Source organism: Chryseobacterium sp. c4a (assembly GCF_009900745.1).
GTDB lineage: Bacteria > Bacteroidota > Bacteroidia > Flavobacteriales > Weeksellaceae > Chryseobacterium.
This window is the reverse complement of sequence record NZ_WXVU01000014.1, coordinates 58,310-82,347: the sequence shown is the minus strand read 5'-3', so window position 1 is coordinate 82,347 and position 24,038 is coordinate 58,310. Positions and strand designations below refer to the sequence as shown.

16 protein-coding genes are annotated in these 24,038 nt (G+C 36.2%); 10 read left to right on the top strand and 6 right to left on the bottom strand.

The window, feature by feature from the left end; translation table 11 throughout:
* The first annotated feature begins 148 nt into the window (after positions 1-148).
* From GTR01_RS17370 to GTR01_RS17355, 4 genes are all read left to right on the top strand, one after another.
* Positions 149-4,951: a DNA repair ATPase gene (locus tag GTR01_RS17370; protein ID WP_160139043.1), complete on the top strand. Its 4,803-nt coding sequence runs from the start codon at positions 149-151 to the stop codon at positions 4,949-4,951.
* A 482-nt stretch (positions 4,952-5,433) separates the two neighbouring features.
* A complete protein-coding gene (locus GTR01_RS17365; RefSeq protein ID WP_160139042.1) occupies positions 5,434-5,799 on the top strand; it encodes a hypothetical protein in 366 nt (121 codons plus the stop codon).
* 43 nt (positions 5,800-5,842) lie between these two features.
* On the top strand, positions 5,843-7,258 hold the full coding sequence (locus GTR01_RS17360; protein ID WP_160139041.1) for a PLP-dependent aminotransferase family protein: 1,416 nt from the start codon (positions 5,843-5,845) through the stop codon (positions 7,256-7,258).
* Between the two features lie 12 nt (positions 7,259-7,270).
* Entirely contained in the window at positions 7,271-7,756 is a 486-nt protein-coding gene (locus GTR01_RS17355; RefSeq protein ID WP_160139040.1) for a GNAT family N-acetyltransferase, read from the top strand.
* 76 nt (positions 7,757-7,832) lie between these two features.
* On the opposite strand, the gene GTR01_RS17350 is transcribed toward GTR01_RS17355, so the two are convergent.
* The 6 genes from GTR01_RS17350 to GTR01_RS17325 form a co-directional block, all read right to left on the bottom strand.
* The gene (locus tag GTR01_RS17350) at positions 7,833-9,686 is read right to left on the bottom strand and encodes an alkaline phosphatase family protein (protein WP_160139039.1); all 1,854 of its coding nucleotides are present in this window, start codon (positions 9,684-9,686) and stop codon (positions 7,833-7,835) included.
* A 491-nt stretch (positions 9,687-10,177) separates the two neighbouring features.
* Positions 10,178-10,846, bottom strand: a complete 669-nt coding sequence (locus GTR01_RS17345) for an HAD-IA family hydrolase (RefSeq protein WP_160139038.1) — start codon at positions 10,844-10,846, stop codon at positions 10,178-10,180.
* Positions 10,847-10,852: 6 nt separating this feature from the next.
* Positions 10,853-12,007 (bottom strand): TIGR03364 family FAD-dependent oxidoreductase, encoded by a 1,155-nt coding sequence (locus tag GTR01_RS17340; protein WP_160139037.1) that lies wholly within the window; start codon positions 12,005-12,007, stop codon positions 10,853-10,855.
* Positions 12,008-12,018: 11 nt separating this feature from the next.
* Complete coding sequence (locus GTR01_RS17335) at positions 12,019-13,317, bottom strand: DUF5690 family protein (protein ID WP_160139036.1); 1,299 nt, start codon at positions 13,315-13,317, stop codon at positions 12,019-12,021.
* A gap of 9 nt (positions 13,318-13,326) precedes the next feature.
* Positions 13,327-16,152, bottom strand: a complete 2,826-nt coding sequence (locus GTR01_RS17330) for a TonB-dependent receptor (RefSeq protein WP_160139035.1) — start codon at positions 16,150-16,152, stop codon at positions 13,327-13,329.
* Between the two features lie 460 nt (positions 16,153-16,612).
* On the bottom strand, positions 16,613-17,182 hold the full coding sequence (locus GTR01_RS17325) for a helix-turn-helix domain-containing protein (protein ID WP_160139034.1): 570 nt from the start codon (positions 17,180-17,182) through the stop codon (positions 16,613-16,615).
* Between the two features lie 398 nt (positions 17,183-17,580).
* Here GTR01_RS17325 and GTR01_RS17320 point away from each other — a divergent pair, with 398 nt between their 5' ends.
* The 6 genes from GTR01_RS17320 to GTR01_RS17295 all read left to right on the top strand — a co-directional run bounded on the left by GTR01_RS17320 (position 17,581) and on the right by GTR01_RS17295 (position 24,030).
* Entirely contained in the window at positions 17,581-18,288 is a 708-nt protein-coding gene (locus GTR01_RS17320; RefSeq protein ID WP_160139033.1) for a response regulator transcription factor, read from the top strand.
* Between the two features lie 4 nt (positions 18,289-18,292).
* Complete coding sequence (locus GTR01_RS17315) at positions 18,293-19,693, top strand: sensor histidine kinase (RefSeq protein ID WP_160139032.1); 1,401 nt, start codon at positions 18,293-18,295, stop codon at positions 19,691-19,693.
* A gap of 205 nt (positions 19,694-19,898) precedes the next feature.
* Positions 19,899-20,393 carry a hypothetical protein gene (locus tag GTR01_RS17310; RefSeq protein WP_160139031.1) on the top strand — a complete coding sequence of 165 codons (495 nt, stop codon included), beginning with the start codon at positions 19,899-19,901 and terminating at the stop codon, positions 20,391-20,393.
* Positions 20,394-20,425: 32 nt separating this feature from the next.
* Positions 20,426-21,253, top strand: coding sequence for a YoaK family protein (locus GTR01_RS17305; protein WP_160139030.1), 828 nt, complete (start codon positions 20,426-20,428; stop codon positions 21,251-21,253).
* A 246-nt stretch (positions 21,254-21,499) separates the two neighbouring features.
* Positions 21,500-23,296, top strand: coding sequence for a DNA mismatch repair endonuclease MutL (gene mutL, locus GTR01_RS17300; RefSeq protein WP_160139029.1), 1,797 nt, complete (start codon positions 21,500-21,502; stop codon positions 23,294-23,296).
* Between the two features lie 5 nt (positions 23,297-23,301).
* On the top strand, positions 23,302-24,030 hold the full coding sequence (locus tag GTR01_RS17295; protein WP_160139028.1) for a rhomboid family intramembrane serine protease: 729 nt from the start codon (positions 23,302-23,304) through the stop codon (positions 24,028-24,030).
* Positions 24,031-24,038: the final 8 nt, after the last annotated feature.

The window sequence follows — 24,038 nt, the reverse complement described above, 5'->3', positions numbered from 1 at the left end:
TAATCAATTCGTAAAATAGATTAGCTGTTTGCATGACAAACCTTATAGGTTTTCAAAACCTATAAGGTTTACATGAAGATGAAAGTATAATAAGTTCTACACCAAGATATGCTGTTGAACAACAGCCATGACCATCTAATCCAACACTATGTCAGAACAACTTAATTCCGGAACCTACGAAATTATTCAGAACCGTCTGAATGAGCAGAAAAATGACCTTATACAAAGGTTGAATCAGCTTAATGAAGACCGTAAAAATATCTTCGGTGGAATAGATTTTTCGTTGATTGCCAATGAAAGGGTTTCCACAGATCATAACTGTATAGCCAAGGATATCTATTCATTAGGAGATTATTTGATATTTGGTTCCAATGCCCATTTAGGCTTACAGACTGAAATTAATATTTCAGACGTTTTTTCCATTTATAGAATCAATAAAAATAGGTTTGAACCTCAGGATTATGACCTTATCAATGATGAGGTTTTTATTGATGAGTTTAAAAACCTTTACAAATATTACAGAAATACATTCTTTGCAAGATTTACTTTTACAGAGAACTACCTTTATATGGTTTTCCAGCTTTCGGAAAGCACTACCGATATTAAAGCCTTCAAATGGCTGATCAAAGACAATCAGCTTATTTATGTAGATTCAAGAAGTGCTTCAGAAACGGCATATCCGCCGCAGCATGGTTTTGCGTGGACAAAAGCAACAAGAGATATGCAGCGATCCGGAAAACATCCGCATATTTCCCTTGCCGATAAGGTTTTTGTGGAAAGTATCGGTGGAGATATCACCATTAAGGTTGAAGATAATACCGATACCGGAAAAGGGATCTATTCCGAAGATGTGATCCATAAAGATCAGAATCTCGATGATGCTGAGATCCATTTCTGTGACCTGGATAACCTTGTTTTATTTAAAATAAAGCCCTACCAGGAAACAGAGCGCTATTTTATTTATAATCATAAAGAAAAGACCGTTTCAAGAGCTGATGCGCTCAAATATTCAGGATTATTACTCCCGGAAAATCAGGGAGTGCTGTTTTCAAACGGATATGCTCTCCAGACCGGAGGTTTAAAGGTGATTTCACAGGATCAGAATCGGCTGTATTACCTGAAAACGGTTACAGAACCCAACGGAGAGAATTTTTTATATGTTTTCTATGATGATAAAACGAATAATTATCAGCTGATCTCCTATAATATTATCACTCAAACGATAGAAACACCTATTCGTTGCAGCGGTTTCTCACTTCTCAATGATGGAAAACTCATTTACCTTAGGGAGAGTATTGAGACCACCAAGCATCATCTCGCTCAGATCTGGCAGACCCCTTTCTCAAAAGAATTACAACCCAATGCTGAAAAAGCAGACAGTCTGATTTACAAGATCGGAAACAAAGATATCGTAAGAGTAATGGCCGAAAGTCAGGAGCTTATCACTCTTCTGAATAAAAAAGATTCTTACAGCGGATTATACGATGATATTGTAAAGCTTTCCACCTTTATTCTCGATACCTATTACTTTTTAGGTGAAAATGAAGTTCAGAAACTGGATCAGCCACTTAAAGAAATTCGGAAAATTGCCCATTCGGCAATCAATGAATATGAAAAAGTAGTTGAACAACGGAAAAACACAGAAGAAGCTTTAGAAAAGATAAAGCTGGCATGTCATAAGATCCTTGACGATACCAAAAGACTTCATTATTCCCAACTTACTGAATATATTGATGCCCTTTCACAAATTAGAGCATTAAGAGGAGAAGTTACAGGAGCAAGAGAACTGAAATATGCAGATGTAAATCTGTTGGATTCTCTTGAAAAAGCTCTTTCAGACCGTTATACTGAACTTTCTAATGCCTGCGTAGATTTTCTGTTGCAGGAAGGGGCATTATTACCTTATGAAGAGAAAGCACAAACAATTTCAGAGGATATTATTGCGTTACAAAAGGCTATTGATGCTAAAACCATCGATGAAAACATAAGTACATTATCCGGACAGTTGGAATTGCTGGTAGATATTGTTAATAACCTTAAAATTGAAGATACTTCCCAATCTACCCAGATCATTGAAAACATTTCTTTGATTTTTGCGAGACTAAACCAGGAAAGACTTGAACTCAGCAAAAGAAAAAGAGAGATTTCAGGTAAAGAATTGGCTTCAGATTTCCAGGCACAGATTACCTTATTTGATCAGTCTGTAATTAACTTTCTGGAACTTTCCCAGACCCCTGAGAAATGTGATGAATACCTGACTAAACTTTCCATTCAGCTGGAAGAAATGGAAACCAAATTCATTGATTTTGATGAATTTATTCAGCAGATAGGAACCAAAAGAGAAGAAGTCTACGGACATTTCCAAAATAAAAGAGTACAGCTTACAGAATCAAGAAATAAAAGAACCCAAAGTCTCTTTGATGCAGCCCAAAGAATCCTGAAATCTGTTCAAACCAAGGCAGAATCCTTTGACTCTGAAAACGAGATTAATGGTTATTTCGCTTCAGACCTGATGGTTGAAAAAGTGAGAGATCTTGCAAGACAATTGGCAGAGCTGGAAGATTCGGCAAAGAGTGAAGAAATTCAAACCCTTTTAAAAACCTGTCAGCAGGAATCCGTAAGAAGGCTTAAAGATAAAAAAGAGATCTACGTAGATGGTGAAAGCATTATTGCATTAGGAGATTATAAATTTGCGGTCAATCAGCAGAAGCTGGATCTTACTCTTGTGCTGAGAAATGCACAGTATTACTACCATCTTACGGGAACAAGCTTCTATGAACCTTTAAACTTCACTACAGCTGATGAGTTCAAAGAAGTCTGGAACCAGGAATTTGTTTCAGAAAATACCAAAGTAAAACGATTTGAATACCTTGCCTGGAATGTCTTTTCAAATCATAAAGAACTTGCTGCAGAATCACAGAATGAACGAGAGGTTCAGCAATTTACGGCAGAACATTTTGGCGAAGGCTTGGTAAAGGGAATCCATGATAAAGATGCACAGATTATTGTAACCAGACTTCAGCAGATGTACAATGAGCTGGGATTAATGCGGTTTACAGCTCAGGAAAGAGCACTCGCACAGCTTTTTTGGTTTTTCCTGAATCCTGAAAGAAAAGAATATTACAGTAAACAGTTTGAAGCAGCAGCTATCATTGCTCAATCTTTTGCCGGAAAACAAGGGTTTGAGTACCTAAGCAGGGAATTGGCAGAAGAAATGAAATCATTTGCATCAGCAAATGACATTTTTAAAGAGACAGATTATACCAATGCTGCAGTATATCTGAAACAAGAAGACAAAGAAAATTTCCTGATCTCAGAAAAAGCAGGGGCTTTGTATGAATTATTTTTAAAAGAACTTAAAGAAAAAGGTAAAGATCTTGAGTTTTTTGTGCAAATACAGGCTATGTATCAGTATCCTTCAGCATGTTATTATATTGCGGAAGGAGCATTAAAAGCTTTTGATCCTAATGCAGAGAAAAATATCATAGATGAGGTTCTTGGCTGTATCATAACCCAGAAGTTTGATCCGAAAAATATCAGACATATTTCCTATGAAGCCGTAATTAAAGATTTAAAATCCCTTGAAAAAGATGCAGAATATCCTCTGAATTATTTTGAATTTGTATCCAGGTTAAATCATTTCAATACAGTTACCGTTCCAAAATACAAAAGACTTCAGGAATTAAAATACAGCTGGGTCGATGAGAAGAAAAAAGCCTTGAAACTGGATACTTTCCAGCCACAGATATTAAGCTCATTTGTCAGAAATAAACTAATCAACGATGTCTACTTTCCTTTGATCGGAGCCAACCTGGCAAAACAATTAGGGACAGCAGGTTCAGATAAGAGAACAGACCGAATGGGAATGCTTCTTCTGGTATCTCCTCCCGGATACGGTAAAACCACTTTGATGGAATACATGGCAGAACGTATGGGACTGGTATTTATGAAGATTAATGGGCCTTCATTAGGATATGATATTGTTTCCACAGACCCGGCAGAAGCCAGAAATGCTGGTGCCAGACAGGAATTGGAGAAACTGAATCTTGCTTTGGAAATGGGAGATAATGTGATGTTATATCTGGATGATATTCAGCACTGCAATCCGGAGTTTCTGCAAAAGTTCATTTCCCTTGCCGATGGTCAGAGAAAAATTGAAGGAATCTACAATGGAGAAAGTAAAACCTATGACCTGCGCTCGAAAAGATTTTGCTTGGTAATGGCAGGAAACCCTTATACAGAAAGCGGAGAGAAGTTTAAAATTCCGGATATGCTAGCCAACCGTTCAGATACTTACAATTTAGGCGAAATATCAGGTTCAAAAACAGACCTTTTTGATCTGAGTCTGATTGAAAACTCACTAATGTCCAATGAATATCTGACGAGACTGACTCAGCCAGGAATGGAAAATCTTTATGATCTGTATGACTGTGTGATAACAGATAATCCTGCAGACAATCTTAAAGGAAATTTCAGTTCCAATGAAATCTCAGACTTTAGGGCTGTATTGAAAAATACCATTATGGTCAGAAATATGATTCTGAAAGTCAACAAAGAATACATTGCCTCGGCGGCCATGTCCGATGACTACAGAAATGAACCTCCTTTTAAGCTTCAGGGATCTTATCGTAATATGAATAAGCTTATTACTCAGATTCAGCCTATTTTAAAGGAAAATGAAGTCATTCAGATCGTATTGAGCCATTATCAGAATGAATCTCAGACTTTAACAACAGGTGCAGAAGCCAATATGCTGAAACTGAAAGAACTGATAGGAGTCATCTCGGAAGATGAAAAAGAGCGCTGGGAAGAGATCAAAAAGACTTTTGTTAAAAATAAAACTTTAAAAGGCTTAGGGGAAAATGATAGAATGTCTCAGATTGTTGCTTTACTTGCTCAATTCGGAGACGGACTGGAAGGAATTAAAGAAGCTTTGAAAAAAATAGAGTAGTCCTTCAGATCTTCTATTTCTAAAAATAAAAACGGTTGTTTCTTTGAAGCAGCCGTTTTTTATACTCTCGCAGATCATGCAGATTACGCGGTTTTTACATGAGCATGTACTTTATCCGCGAGAAATAAAAATAATTCTGTTGGAAAACGCCAAGGCGCAAAGGTTTTAAATAATAACCTGCTTTTAAGGTGCAATAAAATCGAAGATTTTCAGCAAGCGTATATTTTACCCCATAACATAGGCTTATAGGCTGTGTAAAATCATTTTATTCGTGAATTCGTGGCCATCTAAACATAGCTTTAGCTTATCGCAAATAAAATCTTTACACTTTAAAAGAGGTAGGCTGGGTAAATCCTTTTGCGCCTTCACGTTTTCCAACATATTCTCTCGGGTATAAAAATCTGTACCCACAATATTCTATACTTCTGTATCTGTATCCAAGCTTAAAGACTCCATAATTTTGTTTTGTTAAGAAGAATACTATGGAAACCAACATTCAATATCAGGATCAGCTTCAATATGCAGAAGTCTATATTTCAGACATGTTAGGACTAAAAAATATATTCCAGCAAGTTCAAAATACCGGAAAAGTAAATTCGGAGTTTGGGTTACCTTTTCTGCTGGCCAAAAAGAAAGATGAGGTGATTGCATTTGCCAGCTTGGTGATCAATGAAAAAGGAGGAATTGACTTTAAAGTATATGATAAATCAGGAACTGAGGTTTCCGAAAAGAAGAGCTTCATCTCGCGGGTAGAAAGCTTTTTTAAAAAAAATAATACTCCTAATTTTCGAAATCCTGAACAGTTGAAAAACAGCATTTGCAGGATGATTAGCTGGTTAAATCAATAATAAGGAAGAGATAAAGTTGTACATTTACTTAAAACTGTGATCAATGCCTAAAGATGTTCTTTATCTTAAAATAGCCAATTCTGTCACGGAACAGATCAAAAGTGATACTCTGCAGTTTGGAGACAGGCTGCCCTCCCTCAGAAGTGCTCAAAAACTATATAATGTTAGTTTAAATACTGTAAAACAGGCTTATATGGAGCTTGAGAGCCGCTCTCTTGTAGAATCACGTCCTAAATATGGATATTATGTGAGTCAGACTTCTCAAAGAAAGCTGGCATTACCTTCCGTAGCCAAAATGAAAGTTTCGGAAGAAAAAAACAGCCCGGAAGATCTTATCGGGAAAGTATTTGGATCTATTGCAGGTACAGATATGACACAGTTTGCGCTGGGAATTCCCGGAAAAAGTCTTCTTCCTGTTGCCAAGATGAAGAAATGTATGATTGACGTAATAAAGCGGAAGAGCGACAGCGGAACCAATTATGAGCCGGTACAGGGAAGTGTTGGTCTTCGGAGAGAAATTGCCAAGTGGTCTATTGTGATGGAAGGGAAAATTACTGAAGATGATCTGGTGATAACTTCCGGTGCTATGAACGGGGTTTATAACTGCCTTATGGCCGTTACCCAGCCGGGAGATTATGTAGCAGTAGAAAGTCCTGTTTATTTTGGAATTCTTCAGGCTATTCAGCTTTTAGGGTTAAAGGCGGTAGAAATTCCTACTCATCCTATTACAGGAGTAGATCTGGATGCTTTAAAAAAGGTAATGCCGAAGCTCTCAGCCTGTTGTTTTGTGGTGAATTACAATAATCCGTTAGGTTTCCAGATGCCGGATGAAAATAAGAAAGAACTGGTAAGAATGCTTACTGAGCACAATGTTCCTTTGGTTGAAGATGATGTGTATGGAAATATTTATTTTGGAGCAGGAAGACTAAAGCCATGTAAATTTTACGATGAAGCAGGAATTGTAATGTGGGTGGGTTCAGTATCTAAGACTTTAGCGCCTGGATATCGTGTCGGCTGGGTAGCTCCGGGAAAATTTAAAGAGAAGATTATCAGACAAAAACTAGTGCAGACTGTTTCCAGTCCGTCTCTATTTTCAGATGTAATTGCTGATTTCCTGGAACATGGCCGTTACGATCACCATTTGAGAATGTTTAGGAAGAAGCTGTATGCCAACTATTTGCAGATTCAAAAGTCCGTGACTCAGTATTTTCCTGATAATACAAAGATTTCAGAACCAAAAGGAGGGTTTATGTTATGGCTGGAACTGGATAAAAGAATATGTACTGAAGATTTATATGATGAAGCAGTCAGTCAGAAAGTGAACTTTGCTCCGGGAAGAATGTTTTCACAATACAATCAGTATCAAAACTGTATGCGACTCAATTATGCCTTAGAATGGACAGACCGTGTAGAAAGCGATCTCGAAAAGCTGGGTAAAATGATAAAAAACAGAATATAATAAACTTAAGCGATGAATGATATTAATAATGAAGTAAAAATTATAGCTTACGAACCTCAATATAAGGAAGCTTTTAAAGCCTTAAATGAAGAATGGATCAAAACATTTTTTGTGATGGAAACCAGCGATTATAAACTCTTGGATAATCCTGAAGAATACATTTTAGATAAAGGCGGATATATTGCCTTTGCTTTGTTGAATGGAGAAGCTGTAGGAACATGTGCCTTAGTAAAAGCCCAGGATGAGCCTCTTGCGTTTGAACTGTCAAAAATGGCGGTAAGCCCTAAAGCACAGGGAAAGAAAATTGGCTATTTGCTAGGCAGTGCTCTTGTTGAAAAAGCCAGAGCATTGAAAGCAGAAAAAGTATTTCTGGAGACCAATTCCATATTGGTTCCGGCTATAAAGTTATATGAAAAACTAGGGTTTAAGCATATTGAAATTACCAATCCGGGCTATGATCGTGTAGATGTACAGATGGAATTGGATTTTAAATCCTAAGGCAAAAAAATATTGGAACTCGGATGCTCATATCCTTGTTCCAATATCAAAATTTAAATCTAATTGTTTTCCTGTTTTATTTCTTGATAAAAGCCTTTGTCATAGACTTTTTACTGCCATTAAGTTTAATAAAATACATTCCGTACGGAAGCCCTTCAATATTGATTTTCTCATTATAATTTCCATTAGAAGACTTTAAATTTTTTGTGAAAATAAGCGATCCTTTAGTGTCAATGATTTCAGCTCTGATTTCCTTATCGCCTGACTGATAACTGATCGTAATTTGAGTAGATGCAGGATTAGGATATATTGTAAAATGGTCTGTTGTACCCCTTACTTCTTGAGTGCTCAAAGTTTCTTTAGAACAGGCAGGAATTCTGTTTATTCCATCAATTCCCCAAGAAGACTGTACCGGAATACAAAGCCAGTTCAGTACCGTTGGAAAATGATCTGTTTCCCTTGTGGTTGAGGAATAATCATAAATTTTAAAAGTATTGGAAGCATTGGCAGTATACGTTGGAGAGCCTGTGATACTCATGTGATTCGCATTAAGACTTGAATCAGTTAAAGTACTTCCTGAAGACTCATTACATTTCCAATTGGCCAAAAGCTGGGAATAAAAAGGATGTGAAGAGGTAATATCCTGATTGGCCCAGTTTGCAATCACATCATTCGGAAGGGCAGATTTCCAGATTCTGACATCTTTGTAAGAAGCGGCAAGATTAACTCCGTAAGTATTGGTTCCATCCTGATTTAAGGTGAAAGGAAGAGCAGAATCAATATTTCCGATTGTATTCATTTTAGCAAAAGATACGGGAACTCCGTCTTCATATAAAGTTACAAGACCATCTCTATCGAAACTTGCTGCAATATGTTTCCATTTATTGGTTTCTGCTTTTCCGCCTACAAGATCAATTCGGTTGGTACCATCTCCAATATTCATTTTAAAAGTCTGTCCGGAGAATCCCGAAAAGATAATTCCTTTGTTTTTTCCATTCGCCCAGTTTTTATTTCCGATAAATACAGGATCACTGGTATAGGCTGCGTTAGGTTTTACCCAAAATTCAATAGTGAAATCCTGACTAGCTCCAAAGTTGAAAGATGTTTGATTGGCAGGTTTTGCGTAAGCTCCTGAAGGAAGATTAAGCTGATTAAACGTTTTATTAGACTCCAGAACGGTTTTACTGATTTGCTTAGGGGTAAATCCCGGACTGGAATAAATCGTAAAGATATTTCGTTCAGAAAGATTTCCGCCACCGTGAGAAGAGTCTGTTGCCCCATGATCTGTTGTTAAAACAATTAGCCAGTCTTCATTGTTGTAAGTCGCTCTGTTTTTCATAGCATTAACAATTTCCCCAATATAAGCATCAGTCGTCTGAATAGAAGATACGTACTGCGGGATAGCAGAAGAGAACCCATAAGAATGCCCTGCATGATCCACATCATCAAAATCAACGAATAAAATATCAGGATTATCATTCTGTAAAGCATTTACAGCTGCATTTTTAACGGCAAGATCTGTCCCTAAATTAGACTTTACATCTGCATTTTGTACAATTTTGTCATTAATGGGAGCCCAATTGACTAAAGACATTGTTTTCAGAGTAGGGTTATAGGCTTCTGCTCTTGAAATAAAGTCAGGATAATTGATGTAATTAGGACTGGTAAAATTATTGTCCTGGACATTATGTTTCGTATGCCATACTCCTGTAAGCATGGTGCTCCAGCCGTTTCCACTCCAGGTTGTGGCAGCACACAGGCCATCAAGAGAATAAATGGATTTACTGATGAGGTTCTGGATGTTAGGGGTGTTGGTAGACATCATAACATCTGCACGACATCCGTCGATACCGATAAAAAGGACTTTTTTAGTCTGAGCTCCAAGGAAACAGCTCATTACAACAGCCATTGAGAATAGTTTTGTTTTCATGGGAAAATGGTTTTGAATAGTAAATGTTTACAAATAGTAATTTATTTTTTAATAATTGTAAAATTAATTTACTATTTGTAAATATATATGAACAGTAAATTAATTAATTGATAATTAAAAAGATGCTTTGAGAATGAAGTGTAAGGAATAGGTTTAGTCTTGTAACTATAATAATATTAGTATTTTAATTGGTTTAAAGGAAGCCCGAGTATTGGCTCAATCCTAAGGATTGCTTAAAATTTAAGAGTTGACAAATATTAAAAATTTGGTATTTGGTATTCTGAGATTCTTCATTACGTTTCACTCCATTCAGAATGACAGTAAGCAAAGTTTCAATGAAGGCAAAAATCCAGTCGGGAGAGTGATAATTCCCCTCCCTCGGAGGGGTGGCAAATCGAAGATTTGACGGGGTGGTAAACGGGGTGGTTTTAAAAAGGCACAAATGTTATCTATAAAAACATTTATGCCCAAGTATTTAAAAAAAGAAGTATCTAAAGGATATTTTCAGCCTCAGAAATGGTATTGAAAATATAATCAGGTTCAGCCTTTTCCAGCTCTGTCCTGTTCTGCGCTCCGGAAAGTACAGCAATCGTCAATCCACATCCTGCATTTTTCCCTTCCTCAATATCAATTACGGAATCTCCGGCTTTTAATACCTTTTCCGGCTCCTGAATATTAAATTTTTTCATGGCGAGATGAATCATTTCCGGGCTTGGTCTGCTTTCTGAAACATCATCAGCCGTAATTAAGGCATCGAAATGTACATTTTCTTTCCATTGAAGCTTGTCCAGAAGTTGTTGGGCAATCTCAGAAGTATAGCCGGTGTTTAGAACCACTTTTTTATGCTGAGCCTTCATTTTAAGGAGAAAGTCCTCCGTTCCGTTGATGGGTTTTACCTCAAGATTCTGATAAGCATTCTTTAATTTTCGGGAGAAATTTTCAAAAATAGTAGGAGCATCTGCTTCATTTCCATTGATTTCCTTTAATAAACTGGTGATGGCTTCCAGCTTTTCCATTCCGGCACAAGTGATAAGTACTTGTTCTAAAGTAACTTCATAGCCATGTTCATTAACGGCTTCTGTTACCGTTTTGTATACTACATTATCTTCATCCACTGTAGTTCCGGCCATATCCAGAACCAATAATTCTATATTTTTCATTGAAATTTATGCGTAAATTTTGTCTATATTAAATTTAGAGAAGCCACCGCTTCCTGTCATTCCTTTTCCACCGATACCTGTTACAATATGAATGTTCGGAGATGGGCTGTGTTCAAAAATATCCTTTGTTTTGCACTGAGAATACACTCCAAACCATCTTCTCTGGATTTCATAAGTTGGAAGATCAATGATTTTCTTAGCTTCATGAATCATGAATTCATCAATTTCCATATTTAAATCAAAACCAAGGTCATCTGCATTTTTAGCATCCGCATATTCGTGAGAGTCTCCAAGAATGATGGAGCCGTCTAATGCCTGTTTGAAAAGGATATGAACCCCAAATTTCTTCTCAAACGAATTTTGGTCTTCTAGCGATTTGATTTTCTGGAAAGAAGCACATTCGCTAAACGATTCATATCTTCTGATGGAAAGTCCTGTCAGAATATTTCCCTGAAGAGAATAAATGCCCTGAGGTTTAGTTTGAAGCATCTGAAGTTTACTTACTTCCAAATCGCTTTCATTGAAGACATTAGGGTACAGGGTTTTGAACTCATGTCCGCCGCAGATAATGATTTTTGAGGCTGTATACTCCGCTCCATCAGCAGTGATGGCAGTACATTTTTGATCGTCTTCATGGGTTTCAACAACCGTAGTATTATAAATGATCTGTAATCCCATCTTTTCCTGTAAAAGCTTGTGAAGCTTTACAATCATATCTGCAGAATCTACAGAAAGCTCCTGTGGAAAGAACAACCCACCTTTACAATAATCAGAACGAAGGCCGTCATATTTCTTGATACAGTCATTTTTGGATAATAAAACAGATTCATAGTCATTATTTCTGTTAATTTCATACAACTCTTCAATAAGCTGAAGTTCCTCATCATTGGAAGCGATGTAAACAGAACCGTTTTGTCTGATCGTAAGATCTGCCTGGGCATGAAGTTCATTATATATTGTAAGGCTTTCTCTTCCATAGTTTTGCCATTTAAGATCCATTCCTGAAGGAACTACCTGTCCGAAATTTCTTACTGTGGCACCTTGAGGCAGAGAATTTCTTTCCAGTAAAGCTACTTTAAGATTTTTCTTCAGAGCATGATAAGCATGGAATGTTCCTAAAATCCCACCGCCCACAACGAGTAAATCAAATTTTGTTGTCATTGTACTATAATTTATAAGATTTTCGACGTATCGAAATTGATGTATTGATTAGAATTTGAATTAGGCTTTGCCTTTTTTTTGAAAGCCAGAAAAGCAATGATTGAAAGAATTAAAACACTGATGGTGATAATATAATTCAGGCTGATATAAAAAGTAAGCCATGAAGTCTGGGCCGATCCGAAGTTTTTATACAACAGGATCAAAACACTTCCCAGATATCCGAAAGAATCTACAATATAGATCAGGAAGCCTACATTTCCTTTAATATCAAAGGCGGCGATCATTCTGTCAAAGTAGATTCCATTGAACGGAATATAGCAGATATACATTCCAAAACCAGAAATGGTCATCCATAAAAACGGAGATAATGCATCCTGCTGAAATAAATAAGTTGAAAGTCCCACCGTAAGAATTCCTGCAAAAAGGATGTAATGATAGTAGGCAAAGGCTTTTTTATTGTTTTTTACTTTGACCATGAAGCTTAATATCAATAATACCATGATCGCAATGGGAATTTCAGTAAGGGTAAAAATAGAACTGTCAAAACTAAAATGTAATCCATCCCAGATCTCACGGTTGAAATTATCCCTGAAATCTCTTAAAACAGTCAAACAGATATAAAGAAAAATAATGCAGACAATTGGGATAAAGAACTGCTGAACAAGTGCTTTTCTCTCCCTTCCGTTCAGTGGCTGTCTTTTACTTTTAAGCATAACATCTTCTTCATTGGGCTTGGGAATTCTTTCTAAAAGAACCCCAAAAAGAAGCAAAGGAATAATAAAAATCAACCCTGCCGAAAATGGCATCCAGAATTCTGAAACAGAAAAAGTATCCATCAGAAATTTTCCTACCGATTTGGTAAATCCTGAAGAAACCACAAAGCTTGAACAAAGAAAAAGCCCGATGATTTCGGTGGTTTTACGCCCTTCGATATAAGAAAAAACAATTCCCCAGATCATTCCCAGTGGAATTCCATTTAAAAACATAAAAAGAATATTGTAAGGAGCAGGGGTAACAGCAAATCCTAATAAAGAAAGCTCTGCTATGGCAATAAAAGAAAATAGATAAGTAAGTCTTTTCGCAGGTTTTAATTCAGAAATAAATTTAATTCCGATAAACTTGGAAATAAAATATCCTACAGCCTGTGCGATGATAATCAGGATCTTATAATCAACCCCGAAATAGGAGAGTCCCTCAAAAGAGGCTACGGTAAAAGGTTTCCTGAAACCGTACATGCAGAAGTAGACACCAAAGGCGGCAAAGGCAGCCTTCAGTGTTACTAATGTTTTTTTATTGATCGTTCTGGCCATGGTAATGGTTTAGAAGTTCAGTTTTATACCCAGGTTACATCTTACTCCATAATATTCTACCTGCTCAGGACGGTCTTCATTTTTTCCGAAATGGTAGATCAAAGGCTTATTCAGAATGTTGTTGATGTCCATATACAACCCGATGTTTTTGGTAAACTGATAAGAACCACCAAAATCTAAGCTGCTGTATTTTCCATAGTAAGAATCATTAATATCATCTTCCGCATATTCTACTGCATATTTACCTTTATAATTGTAGGCAAGTCGTGCATTGAATCCTTTTTGCTCATAAAACAGCTGGAAGTTGTACAACTCTTTAGCCTGGTAAGGAAGAGCTACTTTTCTTCCGCTTGGTTTCTCCATTTCAGAAGTCATAAAGGTTGCGTTTACCTGAGCGCCGAAGTACTTAAGGAAACCCGGAAGGAAATCAAATCTCTTGGTAATTTCTAATTCAAGACCGCCCAGCCATGCTGCACTTCCGTTATTAGGAGCAGAGAATTGAACTCCGTTCATTCCATTATAAGTTCCGATGAAAGAATCCTGGAAGATCGGATCTGTAATCGATTTATAGAAAATACCACCACTCAGAATCCCCACATTCGAGAAGTAATATTCTCCCATCAGGTCAAAATTCAAAGAATAGGTTGGATTAAGGTCTGGGTTTCCTCCTTTAAACTCATTGTCAGCTTCGATATAAGTTCCCCCAGGTGTCAAGTCTCCGAAATTGGGTCTTGAAAAAGTTCTTGTTGCAGCAAAACGAAGATTGGTCTTATCGTTTAAGGCGTATTTCAGATGAATCATTGGGAGAACAGCAAGGTAATTTTTAGTATGTTCAACCGGTGTTAGTACATCATCAATCACGTTATATCCTTTTACCTTTGTATTAGTATTGGATAATCTGATTCCTCCTAAAAGCGTAATCTTATCATTCAGTTTGTAAGTTGCCATTCCGTAAGCATCCGCATGTTTTTCAAAAACATCAAAGTTTCTTCCTAACGCTTTATTGTATTCCAAGGCTTCGGAATCAGTCGTATTGATTTTTAAATTTCCCTGATTATCATACCAGAACTGATTCATTCCTCCCGTAGAAAGTACTGGCCCGAATGTATTTCCGATATGAGCATTCATTTCACTTAAATACTTTCTTCCATTTGGCTGAGTTGTAATATATTGTGCATAATCAGATAACAGAGGTGCAGTTCCGTTGCTCCAGTTGTAGAAAATATCAGAGAATTTAGCATTACGTTCCTTATCTCTGTATTTAAAACCATACTTTATTGTTAGGTTATCAGAAGCATTAATTTCATGATTGAAAGCTGCTACAATTTTATCTTTTTCTTCTACAAAAACCTTGTAAAATTCGAGGTCGGTAAATTTCATCTGGGTAGCATCCATTTTAAAATCAGGATTGCTGTAGAAGCCAAATAAAGCATCCGGGTTTTTGTAATCTAACTTTCCACCATCGGCTTTCCAGTAAGCTCTTGGCCCGTTTCCACGATCAGAAATATAATCAGGATTGATGCCTACTCCGGATTGGGTGTATTTAATGACATAATACGAATTGTTCTGTTTATCAGGAATATTTCCATATTTAAACTGGTTGTCATAATAAGATAAATCCCAATCAATTTTTCCTTTATTCAAATTATGGACTCCACCTAATGAAACAGAGGTAAGTTCGGTAATCAATAAGTTATGGATATTCTGAAGTTCTACTCTTGCTGTATTATTGGCAGAGCTAAACTTGTCAAATCGTACTCTGTGCTTGTAATGGGTTTCGTCATCAGACAGAGTTCCGTACATTCCTTTCAGGTACAAAGTATTTTTAGGAGAAAGTACATATTCAAACGCAGCATTGATACCGGTTGTTTTTCTTACTCCGTTATAATCACGAAGTTCCATTCTGAAAACCCCTTCATCACCACTTCTTCTTGCTTCAAAATTATCCGTTGACCAGTTTCTGATGAAATGGGCAAAATTAAATAAGTACCCGAATTTTTTATCTTTTGTTCTTCCGCCATATAATAAACCAATATTGTACACTCCTTTGTCCGCTTTGGCATTGTAACCACTTCCTAATGTGGCTTTAAACTCCGTTTTCATAGGAGGAGTTTTGGTAATGAAATTCACTCCACCCCCAATTCCGTCAGCTTCAATATCAGGTGTAAAAGATTTGTTGACATGCACATAAGAGATCAGTTCTGTTGGAAAGAAATCGAAAGCGGTTGCTCTGGAAGTTGTTTCCTCTTCTGCAGTTGGAAGTCTGTTTCCATTGATCGTTGTAGATGCCCAGAATGGTGGAAGACCTCTTAGAGAAACAAATCTTCCCTCGCCCTGATCTCTTTCAATAGAAACTCCCTGTACACGCTGTACGGTTTCAGCTGCATTTCTATCCGGAAGTTTTCCGATTCCGTCAGAAGCGATGACATTGGTGATGTTAATTGCATTTTTCTGCAAATTCAAGGCTCTTGCCTCTGTATTTTTTAAAGTTCCGGTAACGATTACTTCGTCAAGATTCTTTCTGGGTTGAGAAAGCTTTATGATCCCAAGATCTGTTGTTTCGTCAGATTTTAAATTAACCGTAATATCAGAAGTTGTATAACCAATATAGCTGATTTGCAGGCTGTATTCGCCTTCTTTGATATCATTGATGGTAAACTTTCCGTCTACATCGGTGGTGATACTTTTGGATGAACCTTTTATTTTGACGGTGGCACCGGGAAGCGGCTGACTGTCGTCAAGAACAGTTCCTATAATTAACTGCTTTTGTGCTGAAACAAAAGTGATGAAACAGACAGAAGCAAGGGTAAGTATTTTCTCTAAATTTGTTTTCATTTTTACATATATTAAATTTTTTATGCAAATCACGCCAATAATTTTAATATATATAAATATTTTATATTAAGTATTGATTAACAAATCAAGTCGGTTTATTACCCAAATTTTACTTTCCAAACATTTATCAGGAAGAAAAGGAAATAAACTATATTTTTAATAAATGTTTTATTTGTAGGCTGTTATGAATCTGTTGAGACCCAGTTTTATGAATAGGTATTTTCTGCTGAAAAGGAGTTTTGGATTAACATACCGTTCATTTTAATCCAAAATAAGAAAATCAAAAGTTTACAAATAGTAAACTTTTTAGTGAAAGATAATGATGTATCTGCGGAGAAAATATTTTTTTGGCTATAAATACTTGATTACAATTAATAATGCATAGCTCTAAAAACTAAAGGGCATATAGAATAAAATTATTTGTGCATTCGTAGCTAAAAAACTCTGTGTAAGATAGGAGTTATGCGGTGTAAAAATAAAGAACAAGCATTACACAGCTTTCGTTGCTAATACTTACCGGAACGTGTGGAAACTTTCCGTTGAAATATAAGGAGTCTCCTTCTTTCATGATGACTTCCTCATTATCAATAATGTATTTTACTTCTCCCTTCAGAATATATTTGAATTCCCAGGCATCGGTAATTACTTTTTCCCTTTTAGAATTGGGTTCAAGCGTAAGTAAAACGGCTTCAAAACCTAAAGAATGTAGACTTTTGCTGAAAATGTGCATGTATTTGAATCCTTCAGCCTCAACCTCTTTTTCTATAACCTGTTGGCTTTCTTTAGGAACATAAATGAATTTTGCATTGGATTTTTTTTCTACACCTTCAAAAAAGAAGCTTGCATCAATATCCAGTGATTGAATCAGATCTAATAAAACAGGAAGCGAAGGAATTGTTCTTCCATTTTCGATACGGGAAACAAGACCGTTACTTACATTGGCTCTGAAAGCCAGTTCGTTAATGGTTAGATTGTTTTTTTTTCTGATATCCTTTAATCTCTTTCCGATCCCTATTAAAAAGTCATTCATGTTGTAGTCAATGAAAAGCAAAGGTAGTATTATTCTATATAGGTTGTATGGCAAAAAGAGGAATTCACGAAAAGGTAAAATGATAAGAAGTGTAAAAAATAGAAACGTGAGGTTCGCAAGTTGATTAAGTGTGCCGCTTTATTTTTCGCTCGCAAAGGCACTTCGCTCAGTTAAGAACGTGATCATAGCTGAGTGAAACGTCTTTGTGTTCTTTCTATATAGGTTATATTAAAAAACTCTTTGCGCCTTTTACGTTAAAATCTAATCCATTTAAACTAGTTTCAGAAATCGTTTGCCATGGGCTCCTTTCTTTAAATCTCTCTTTTCCTTTCAATATATTTCGGGGTTGCCCATCCCAATAAAAATTCCCTATTTTTGTAAAACTCCTTATTTCATTTATGAAAAAAATAATTCTCATCGAAGACGAAACCAGTGTAGTATCTTTTATCAAAAAGGGGCTTCAGGAAAACGGATATGAAATTTCCGTGGCTTTTGACGGGCGTACTGGTGTGCAGTTGGTACAGGCCAATGATTTCGATTTGGTGATTTTAGATATTATGTTACCGGAGATGAATGGGTTGGATGTTTGTAAGGAGATCAGAAAAACGAATCAGAGTGTTCCTATTTTGTTCTTAACTGCTTTGGGTACTTCTGAAAATATTGTTCTTGGGCTGGAAAGTGGGGGTGATGATTACTTAGTAAAACCTTTTAAATTCATTGAGCTGGTTGCCCGTGTAAAATCTCTGCTGAGAAGAAGTCATAACAATGGCCCACAGGAAATCGCAGAGCCGGAACCGGATAACGAGCATGTATACCAATTCTCTGATTTAACGGTAAATGATTATACGAAAAAAGTAACCCGTGCCGGAGAGGAAATTACGCTTACTTCTACAGAATATAAATTATTGCTTTACTTCCTTAATAACCCTGAAAAAGTAATTTCCAGAGCAGAGATCTTAGATGCAGTTTGGGGTGTAAATTATGAACTGGGAACCAATGTGGTGGATGTTTATGTAAATTATTTAAGAAAGAAGCTGGATGACAGGGATGATAATAAATTGATTCATACCGTAATAGGAATGGGGTATGTTCTGAAAAAAGCATAAAAGAATGTTTAACAAAGTGATTACAAATCAGACCAAAACAATGGTACTTTTAATGTTGGTTTTTACCGTCATTATTTTACTGTTCAGTGGATTGGTTTACTTTTCAATTGTTAATTTTTCTCATCAAAGGTTTTATGAGCTTTTAAAAATCCGTACTGCCACTATTGTTCAGATAGAAAAAAGCAAGGATCATCTGGATCTTCCTGAAAATTATATTCTCAGTAATCTGAATGATGAAGAGCTTCCGATGGAAAAAGACTACGTTTTTGCAGTTCCTACAGATTCTAATTTCAAGAAAATTTCTCAGGAAGTTCATATCCCCGATTATTTCTTTAAAAATGTTCTCAAAAAAGGAGAAGACAACTATAATGATAAAGAATTCTATTACATTGGCCAGAGTTTCAGATATGAGGATAAAGATTATATCGCTATTGCTTCAGCCAAAAACCATTATGTAATTTATTACCTTGGTTTTCTTAAAAGAACCCTGCTTACATGTATTGTACTATCGCTGTTCTTCAGTATGATATTTTCATTTTATCTTTCGAAAACACTCTTTAAACCTATCCTTAAAATTACAGGGAAAGTAAAAGAGATCAGTTCGGAGAACCTTCACCTGAGACTTGAGCCACAACCGGATAATAAAGAATTGAATGAACTAGTAGACACCTTCAACGGAATGCTTAACCGTATTGAAACGTCTTTTGAAACTCAGAATCATCTGATCGGAAATGTTTCCCATGAATTGAGAACTCCGCTTACCTCGATTATGGGTGAAGCTGATGTTGCTCTTTCTATAAGCAGAACACCGGAAGAGTATAAAGAAACCCTTGAAATCATTCTGGATGAAGCTGAAAAACTAGACAGAAAGATTAAAGCCTTATTAATGATCGCCCAAACCGGGTTTGATGGCAAGATCCAGAAAATGGATAAGGTAAGAATGGATCAATTGCTTTGGGATGTTATTGAAACCTTGAGAAAAATTGATTCCAGAAATAATATCTATCTGGATATCAGTATGCTTCCTGACAACCCTAAAAAGCTTAAAGTACAAGGGAACGAACAACTTTTACATCTCGCTGTTGCTAATATTATCAGTAATGGCTGCAAGTATTCTAATTTCCAACAGGTTAAAGTTTCCTTGGGAGCCACAGATGCAGATGTTTACATCATTGTAAAAGATAACGGGATCGGAATTCCACAACAGGAAATGAACAAAATCTATGATCCGTTTTTCAGAGCTTCTAATACCAATAATTATGAAGGGTATGGAATTGGACTTCCTTTGGCAAGAAATATCGTAAGAATGCACCATGGTGAACTGATCGTTACTTCAAATGAGAACCAAGGAACTACGGTACAGATGCGTTTTCCTAATTTTTACAACACACAGAAAGAAGCTTAATTGTTAAGTTTTCAATGTGTTATCGTTGTTTTTCAAAGTTTTTTTAAGCTTTTTTTGTTCCTTATATTAATACCTCTTAACAATTTTCTAATCTCATTTTAATCTCTTTAATGACATTTTAATTCCGTTCCAAAGAACTTCTAATCTCATCGTTCTAGTTTTGTATCATCGAAAAAGATAAACACAATACAAAATAATAAAGAACATGGCTAAAACAATTTTAATTGCAACAGATTACTCTCTTGAGTCATTGAACATATTGAAAAAAGTATTAAGAGAAAAAGATGCTGCTGAAGATCAGAATCAATATAATATTCTTTTAGTTTCAGGATATGATTCCGGAGATTCTATCAGAGATCTTTTATTCAATACCAAGACCACGATTTTCAACAAAATCAGACCTGGAGAATTCTGTGATGCTTATGAGATCATCAAGAATAAGTATCCTCATTTAGTCAATAAGATTGTCTGTGACATCTTTACAGGAAGTTTTCAGAGAACCTTTAACCAATATGTGGCAGCGAATACGATTGAAGAAGCTTATTATTCTAACTCCATTAAAAGTAAAGGCAAAGGAAAATTTGATCTTGTTCCTTATATCAAAAAATGCAAAGAACTGCAGGCAGGGGAAATTACCCTTGAAATCAAAGAAAGACTTCCGGAAAGAGGAAGGTTGGCAGAGATCTTTGTAGAGGTCTAAATCATTATCAACATCATTAAAAAAGATTAAAAATGTTAAGAAATTATAGTAACAGCAGAACATTGGGAGACAATATCAGGTTGGGGACGCTGACTGCCTTTACGGCAGGTACTATAAATATAGCATCCCTACTTATATTTCTCTCTTTTACATCGAACGTCACCGGCCACTATGCTATTTTAGCTGCGGAAATCAGTAAAGGAAACTGGACGCAAGTAGCGGTAATGGGAAGTTGGATCTTCTTGTTTTTCTTCGGAAGCTTTTTATCCAACTTTATTGTAATTAATTTCAATAAAAAGAGTAAATATTTTGCTCATGCAATGCCTCTTGTCCTGGAAATATTATGTTTGTTTGGAGTAGGAGTGTATGGTCAGTTGTATTATCAGAAAACATTAGAGGAAACAGAAGTTTTGGTAGCCGTGATGCTTTTTGCCACAGGATTACAAAACGGCTTGACGGCCAGTATCTCCAATTTCTCTGTTAAAACCACCCACCTTACGGGAACAACCACCGATTTAGGAATCCTGGTTTCCATGTTTACCCAGAAGAAGTATAGAAAAAATGGGGAATTAATTGGAAGAGCAAAGTTGCTCATGAGTATCATGGTGGCTTATGTATTAGGAGCTGTATTCTCAGGATTAACGTATTACTACCTGGAATTTAGAGTATTCTATGTGATCAGTGTGTGTCTTATGATTGTGATCGGATATGATGCTTATAAAATTCATGTAAGACACTTCAATACGAAGTACAGATATAACAGGATTTATAAGAAACCAAATCTTTTGGCTTATCTGTATGAAAAGATCCATGGGATTCCTAAAAGTAAAAAGAATAGAAAACTGGTCTTTGAAGACTAGGATTAGATACCTGGTGCAGGGTAAATATCACTATTAATTTTTTGTATAAACTAGCTGGTTCAATCCTCTATTGATGTAAAAACAATAGGGGATTGTTCTCTTTGAAAGTTGAAATCTCTGAGAGTTTGGAGCAGAATTTGCAGAAAGCTGTATTGTTGAAATGTTGATAATTAAATATTAATTCCCGTTTTTAATGTTTTAATTCCCATTTTCATTGACTATTTTTGTAAGTTGATTTACGTTTTTATGTCAGATATTATTCAGCTTTTACCGGATCATGTAGCCAACCAAATTGCGGCAGGAGAGGTGGTGCAGAGACCTGCATCCATCGTGAAGGAACTTTTGGAAAACGCTATAGATGCAGATGCAACGAAGATTGAACTGATCATCAGAGATGCCGGCAAAAACCTTATCCAAGTGGTAGACGACGGAAAAGGAATGTCCGAAACAGATGCCAGATTAGCATTTGAAAGACACGCTACGTCCAAAATCAGAGGAACGGAAGATATCTTTAAGATCGCAACAAAAGGGTTCCGTGGGGAAGCATTAGCTTCTATCGCAGCTGTTTCGCAAGTTGAGCTGAGAACAAAGCAAAAGGACGCTTCTATTGGAACCAACATATATATTGAAGGTGGAGTTTTCCAATTTCAAGATCCTGTACAGACTGCAGAAGGATCTAACTTTCTGGTGAAGAATCTTTTTTATAATGTTCCTGCCAGAAGGAAATTCCTGAAAAACAACAATATTGAATTCAGACATGTTATAGACGAATTTCAACGTGTTGCATTAGCGCACGAAGGCTTGGAGTTTTCTCTGTTTCATGATGATGAGGCGGTTTTCAGACTAAGAAAAGGAAGCCACATGCAACGTATTGTAGATGTGTTTGGAAGAAAATTACAGCCCCTTTTGATTCCTATCAAAGAAGATATCATCTGGTGTAAACTTCACGGGTTTGTTGCTAAACCTGAAGGTGCTAAAAAAGCAAGAGGGGAGCAATTCCTTTTTGTCAATGGAAGATATTTCAAGAGCCCTTATTTCAATAAAGCGGTACAAGAAGCCTTTGAGGGCCTTCTTCAGCCAGGATATGTTCCGTCATTTTTCCTTTATCTGGAGCTGGATCCGGAGAAAATTGATGTTAATATCCATCCGCAGAAAACAGAAGTAAAATTTGAAGATGAGCACCTTATTTTTGCTCTTCTTCGTTCTACGATCAAAAGGTCATTGGGAATTTATAATGTTTCCCCGAGTCTTGATTTTGATAGAGATCCGGAATTGGATGAAATGATGAATAAACCTATCCCAAGTAAGGGTAACGGTGGCGGAAGCGGTGTTATCAAAATGCCGGAGATTATTGTAGACAGAGATTATAACCCGTTTTTAGAAGAAAAAAATGTAGTGCATCCTGAAGAGATTCAGAATCTTACGGAAATGTACCACCAAAATATTACAGCAGAACCATCAAAGATCAACCTGTTTGAGGATGAAGATTTTGATGAGGACTTAATGAGACTTCCGAACGGATATTGGTTGTTCAATAAGGGAGATGTTACTTTGATGCTTGATTTGGGAAGAATGCACAGATTACTGGTTTCAGAAAACAATAAGTCAACCAGAAAAGCACATTCAAACACAAACAGTCATGCACTTTTATTTTCTCTGGAGTATCACATGAATGAAATTGAGAAAAGTAAATACGAATCCATCAAAAAATATCTTCCTGAGCTTGGGTTTGACATGAAAATTGCTCATGAAAGCGTACTGAGAATAGATTCACTTCCTGAAGGGCTGAAAGAAACACAGGCCATGAAGTTTCTGGAGAATCTTTTCGAAATACTGGATTATAAAACAGAAGATGAATTCATGCAGTATTATCATAACCAATGGAGTAAAATGCAATCCAAGTCAAGGTTTGATTTTATTTATAAAAAAGATGCGGAACAAGTCATCAAAGATTTTACAGCATTAGGATTTCCAGAGTTTTTACCAGATGGAAAAAGATGTTTCTATGAAGTTCCGTTTAATGATTTTAAAAACAAATTTTAAAAAATATGTTTAACAATATACCACCAATTACAAGGAATATCATCATTATCAATGTGATCGTATTTATTGTTACTTCTTTAATGGGAAATCAGGTAATCGGTTATCTTGCCGGATTTTATCCCTTTTCTCCTTTCTTCCATTCTTGGCAGGTGATTACCCACATGTTTATGCATGGAAGTATTATGCATATTTTGTTTAATATGATGACACTCTTTAGTTTTGGGCCTATTCTGGAACAAACTTTGGGTGAAAAAAAATACCTTATTCTGTACTTTTTAAGTGGTTTAGGTGCTTTCTTCCTGTTTAATTTGTGGAATTTTGTGGAAGCTCAGCAACTTTCCAATGAATTACAACAATTAGGATTTAATGTAAATGCCTATATGTCCGGAGCAAGTGTACAATTTTCCGGAGATGCAACGGCTGTCATGAAACAGAAAGAATTATTAGAGAGTTTAAAAGGCATTGTTGCAACTCCGATGGTAGGTGCTTCAGGTGCTATTTTTGGAGTAGTAGCTGCCTTTGCAACATTATATCCGGATTCAAAAATTGGAATTATGTTTATTCCGGTTCCAATAAAAGTAAAATACCTTTTACCAATTGTTATTGTGATCTCTGTATATCTTGGAATTTCGGGGAATGGAGGCGGAATTGCTCACCTTGCTCACGTAGGTGGGGCTCTGGTAGGCTGGTTGCTGGCAAGAAACTGGAAAAAATATTTATATAGATTCAATTAATCATTTTC

What these genes read in the sequence shown, in the direction of transcription:
- GTR01_RS17325 (WP_160139034.1), bottom strand. Translation starts at nt 17,182, where the DNA reads ATGAATGACTTTTTAATAGGGATCGGAAAGAGATTAAAGGATATCAGA.
- GTR01_RS17340 (WP_160139037.1), bottom strand. Translation starts at nt 12,007, where the DNA reads ATGACAACAAAATTTGATTTACTCGTTGTGGGCGGTGGGATTTTAGGA.
- GTR01_RS17370 (WP_160139043.1), top strand. Translation starts at nt 149, where the DNA reads ATGTCAGAACAACTTAATTCCGGAACCTACGAAATTATTCAGAACCGT.
- GTR01_RS17365 (WP_160139042.1), top strand. Translation starts at nt 5,434, where the DNA reads ATGGAAACCAACATTCAATATCAGGATCAGCTTCAATATGCAGAAGTC.
- GTR01_RS17315 (WP_160139032.1), top strand. Translation starts at nt 18,293, where the DNA reads ATGTTTAACAAAGTGATTACAAATCAGACCAAAACAATGGTACTTTTA.
- GTR01_RS17355 (WP_160139040.1), top strand. Translation starts at nt 7,271, where the DNA reads ATGAATGATATTAATAATGAAGTAAAAATTATAGCTTACGAACCTCAA.
- GTR01_RS17335 (WP_160139036.1), bottom strand. Translation starts at nt 13,317, where the DNA reads ATGGCCAGAACGATCAATAAAAAAACATTAGTAACACTGAAGGCTGCC.
- GTR01_RS17350 (WP_160139039.1), bottom strand. Translation starts at nt 9,686, where the DNA reads ATGAAAACAAAACTATTCTCAATGGCTGTTGTAATGAGCTGTTTCCTT.
- GTR01_RS17295 (WP_160139028.1), top strand. Translation starts at nt 23,302, where the DNA reads ATGTTTAACAATATACCACCAATTACAAGGAATATCATCATTATCAAT.
- GTR01_RS17330 (WP_160139035.1), bottom strand. Translation starts at nt 16,152, where the DNA reads ATGAAAACAAATTTAGAGAAAATACTTACCCTTGCTTCTGTCTGTTTC.
- GTR01_RS17320 (WP_160139033.1), top strand. Translation starts at nt 17,581, where the DNA reads ATGAAAAAAATAATTCTCATCGAAGACGAAACCAGTGTAGTATCTTTT.
- mutL (WP_160139029.1), top strand. Translation starts at nt 21,500, where the DNA reads ATGTCAGATATTATTCAGCTTTTACCGGATCATGTAGCCAACCAAATT.
- GTR01_RS17305 (WP_160139030.1), top strand. Translation starts at nt 20,426, where the DNA reads ATGTTAAGAAATTATAGTAACAGCAGAACATTGGGAGACAATATCAGG.
- GTR01_RS17345 (WP_160139038.1), bottom strand. Translation starts at nt 10,846, where the DNA reads ATGAAAAATATAGAATTATTGGTTCTGGATATGGCCGGAACTACAGTG.
- GTR01_RS17360 (WP_160139041.1), top strand. Translation starts at nt 5,843, where the DNA reads ATGCCTAAAGATGTTCTTTATCTTAAAATAGCCAATTCTGTCACGGAA.
- GTR01_RS17310 (WP_160139031.1), top strand. Translation starts at nt 19,899, where the DNA reads ATGGCTAAAACAATTTTAATTGCAACAGATTACTCTCTTGAGTCATTG.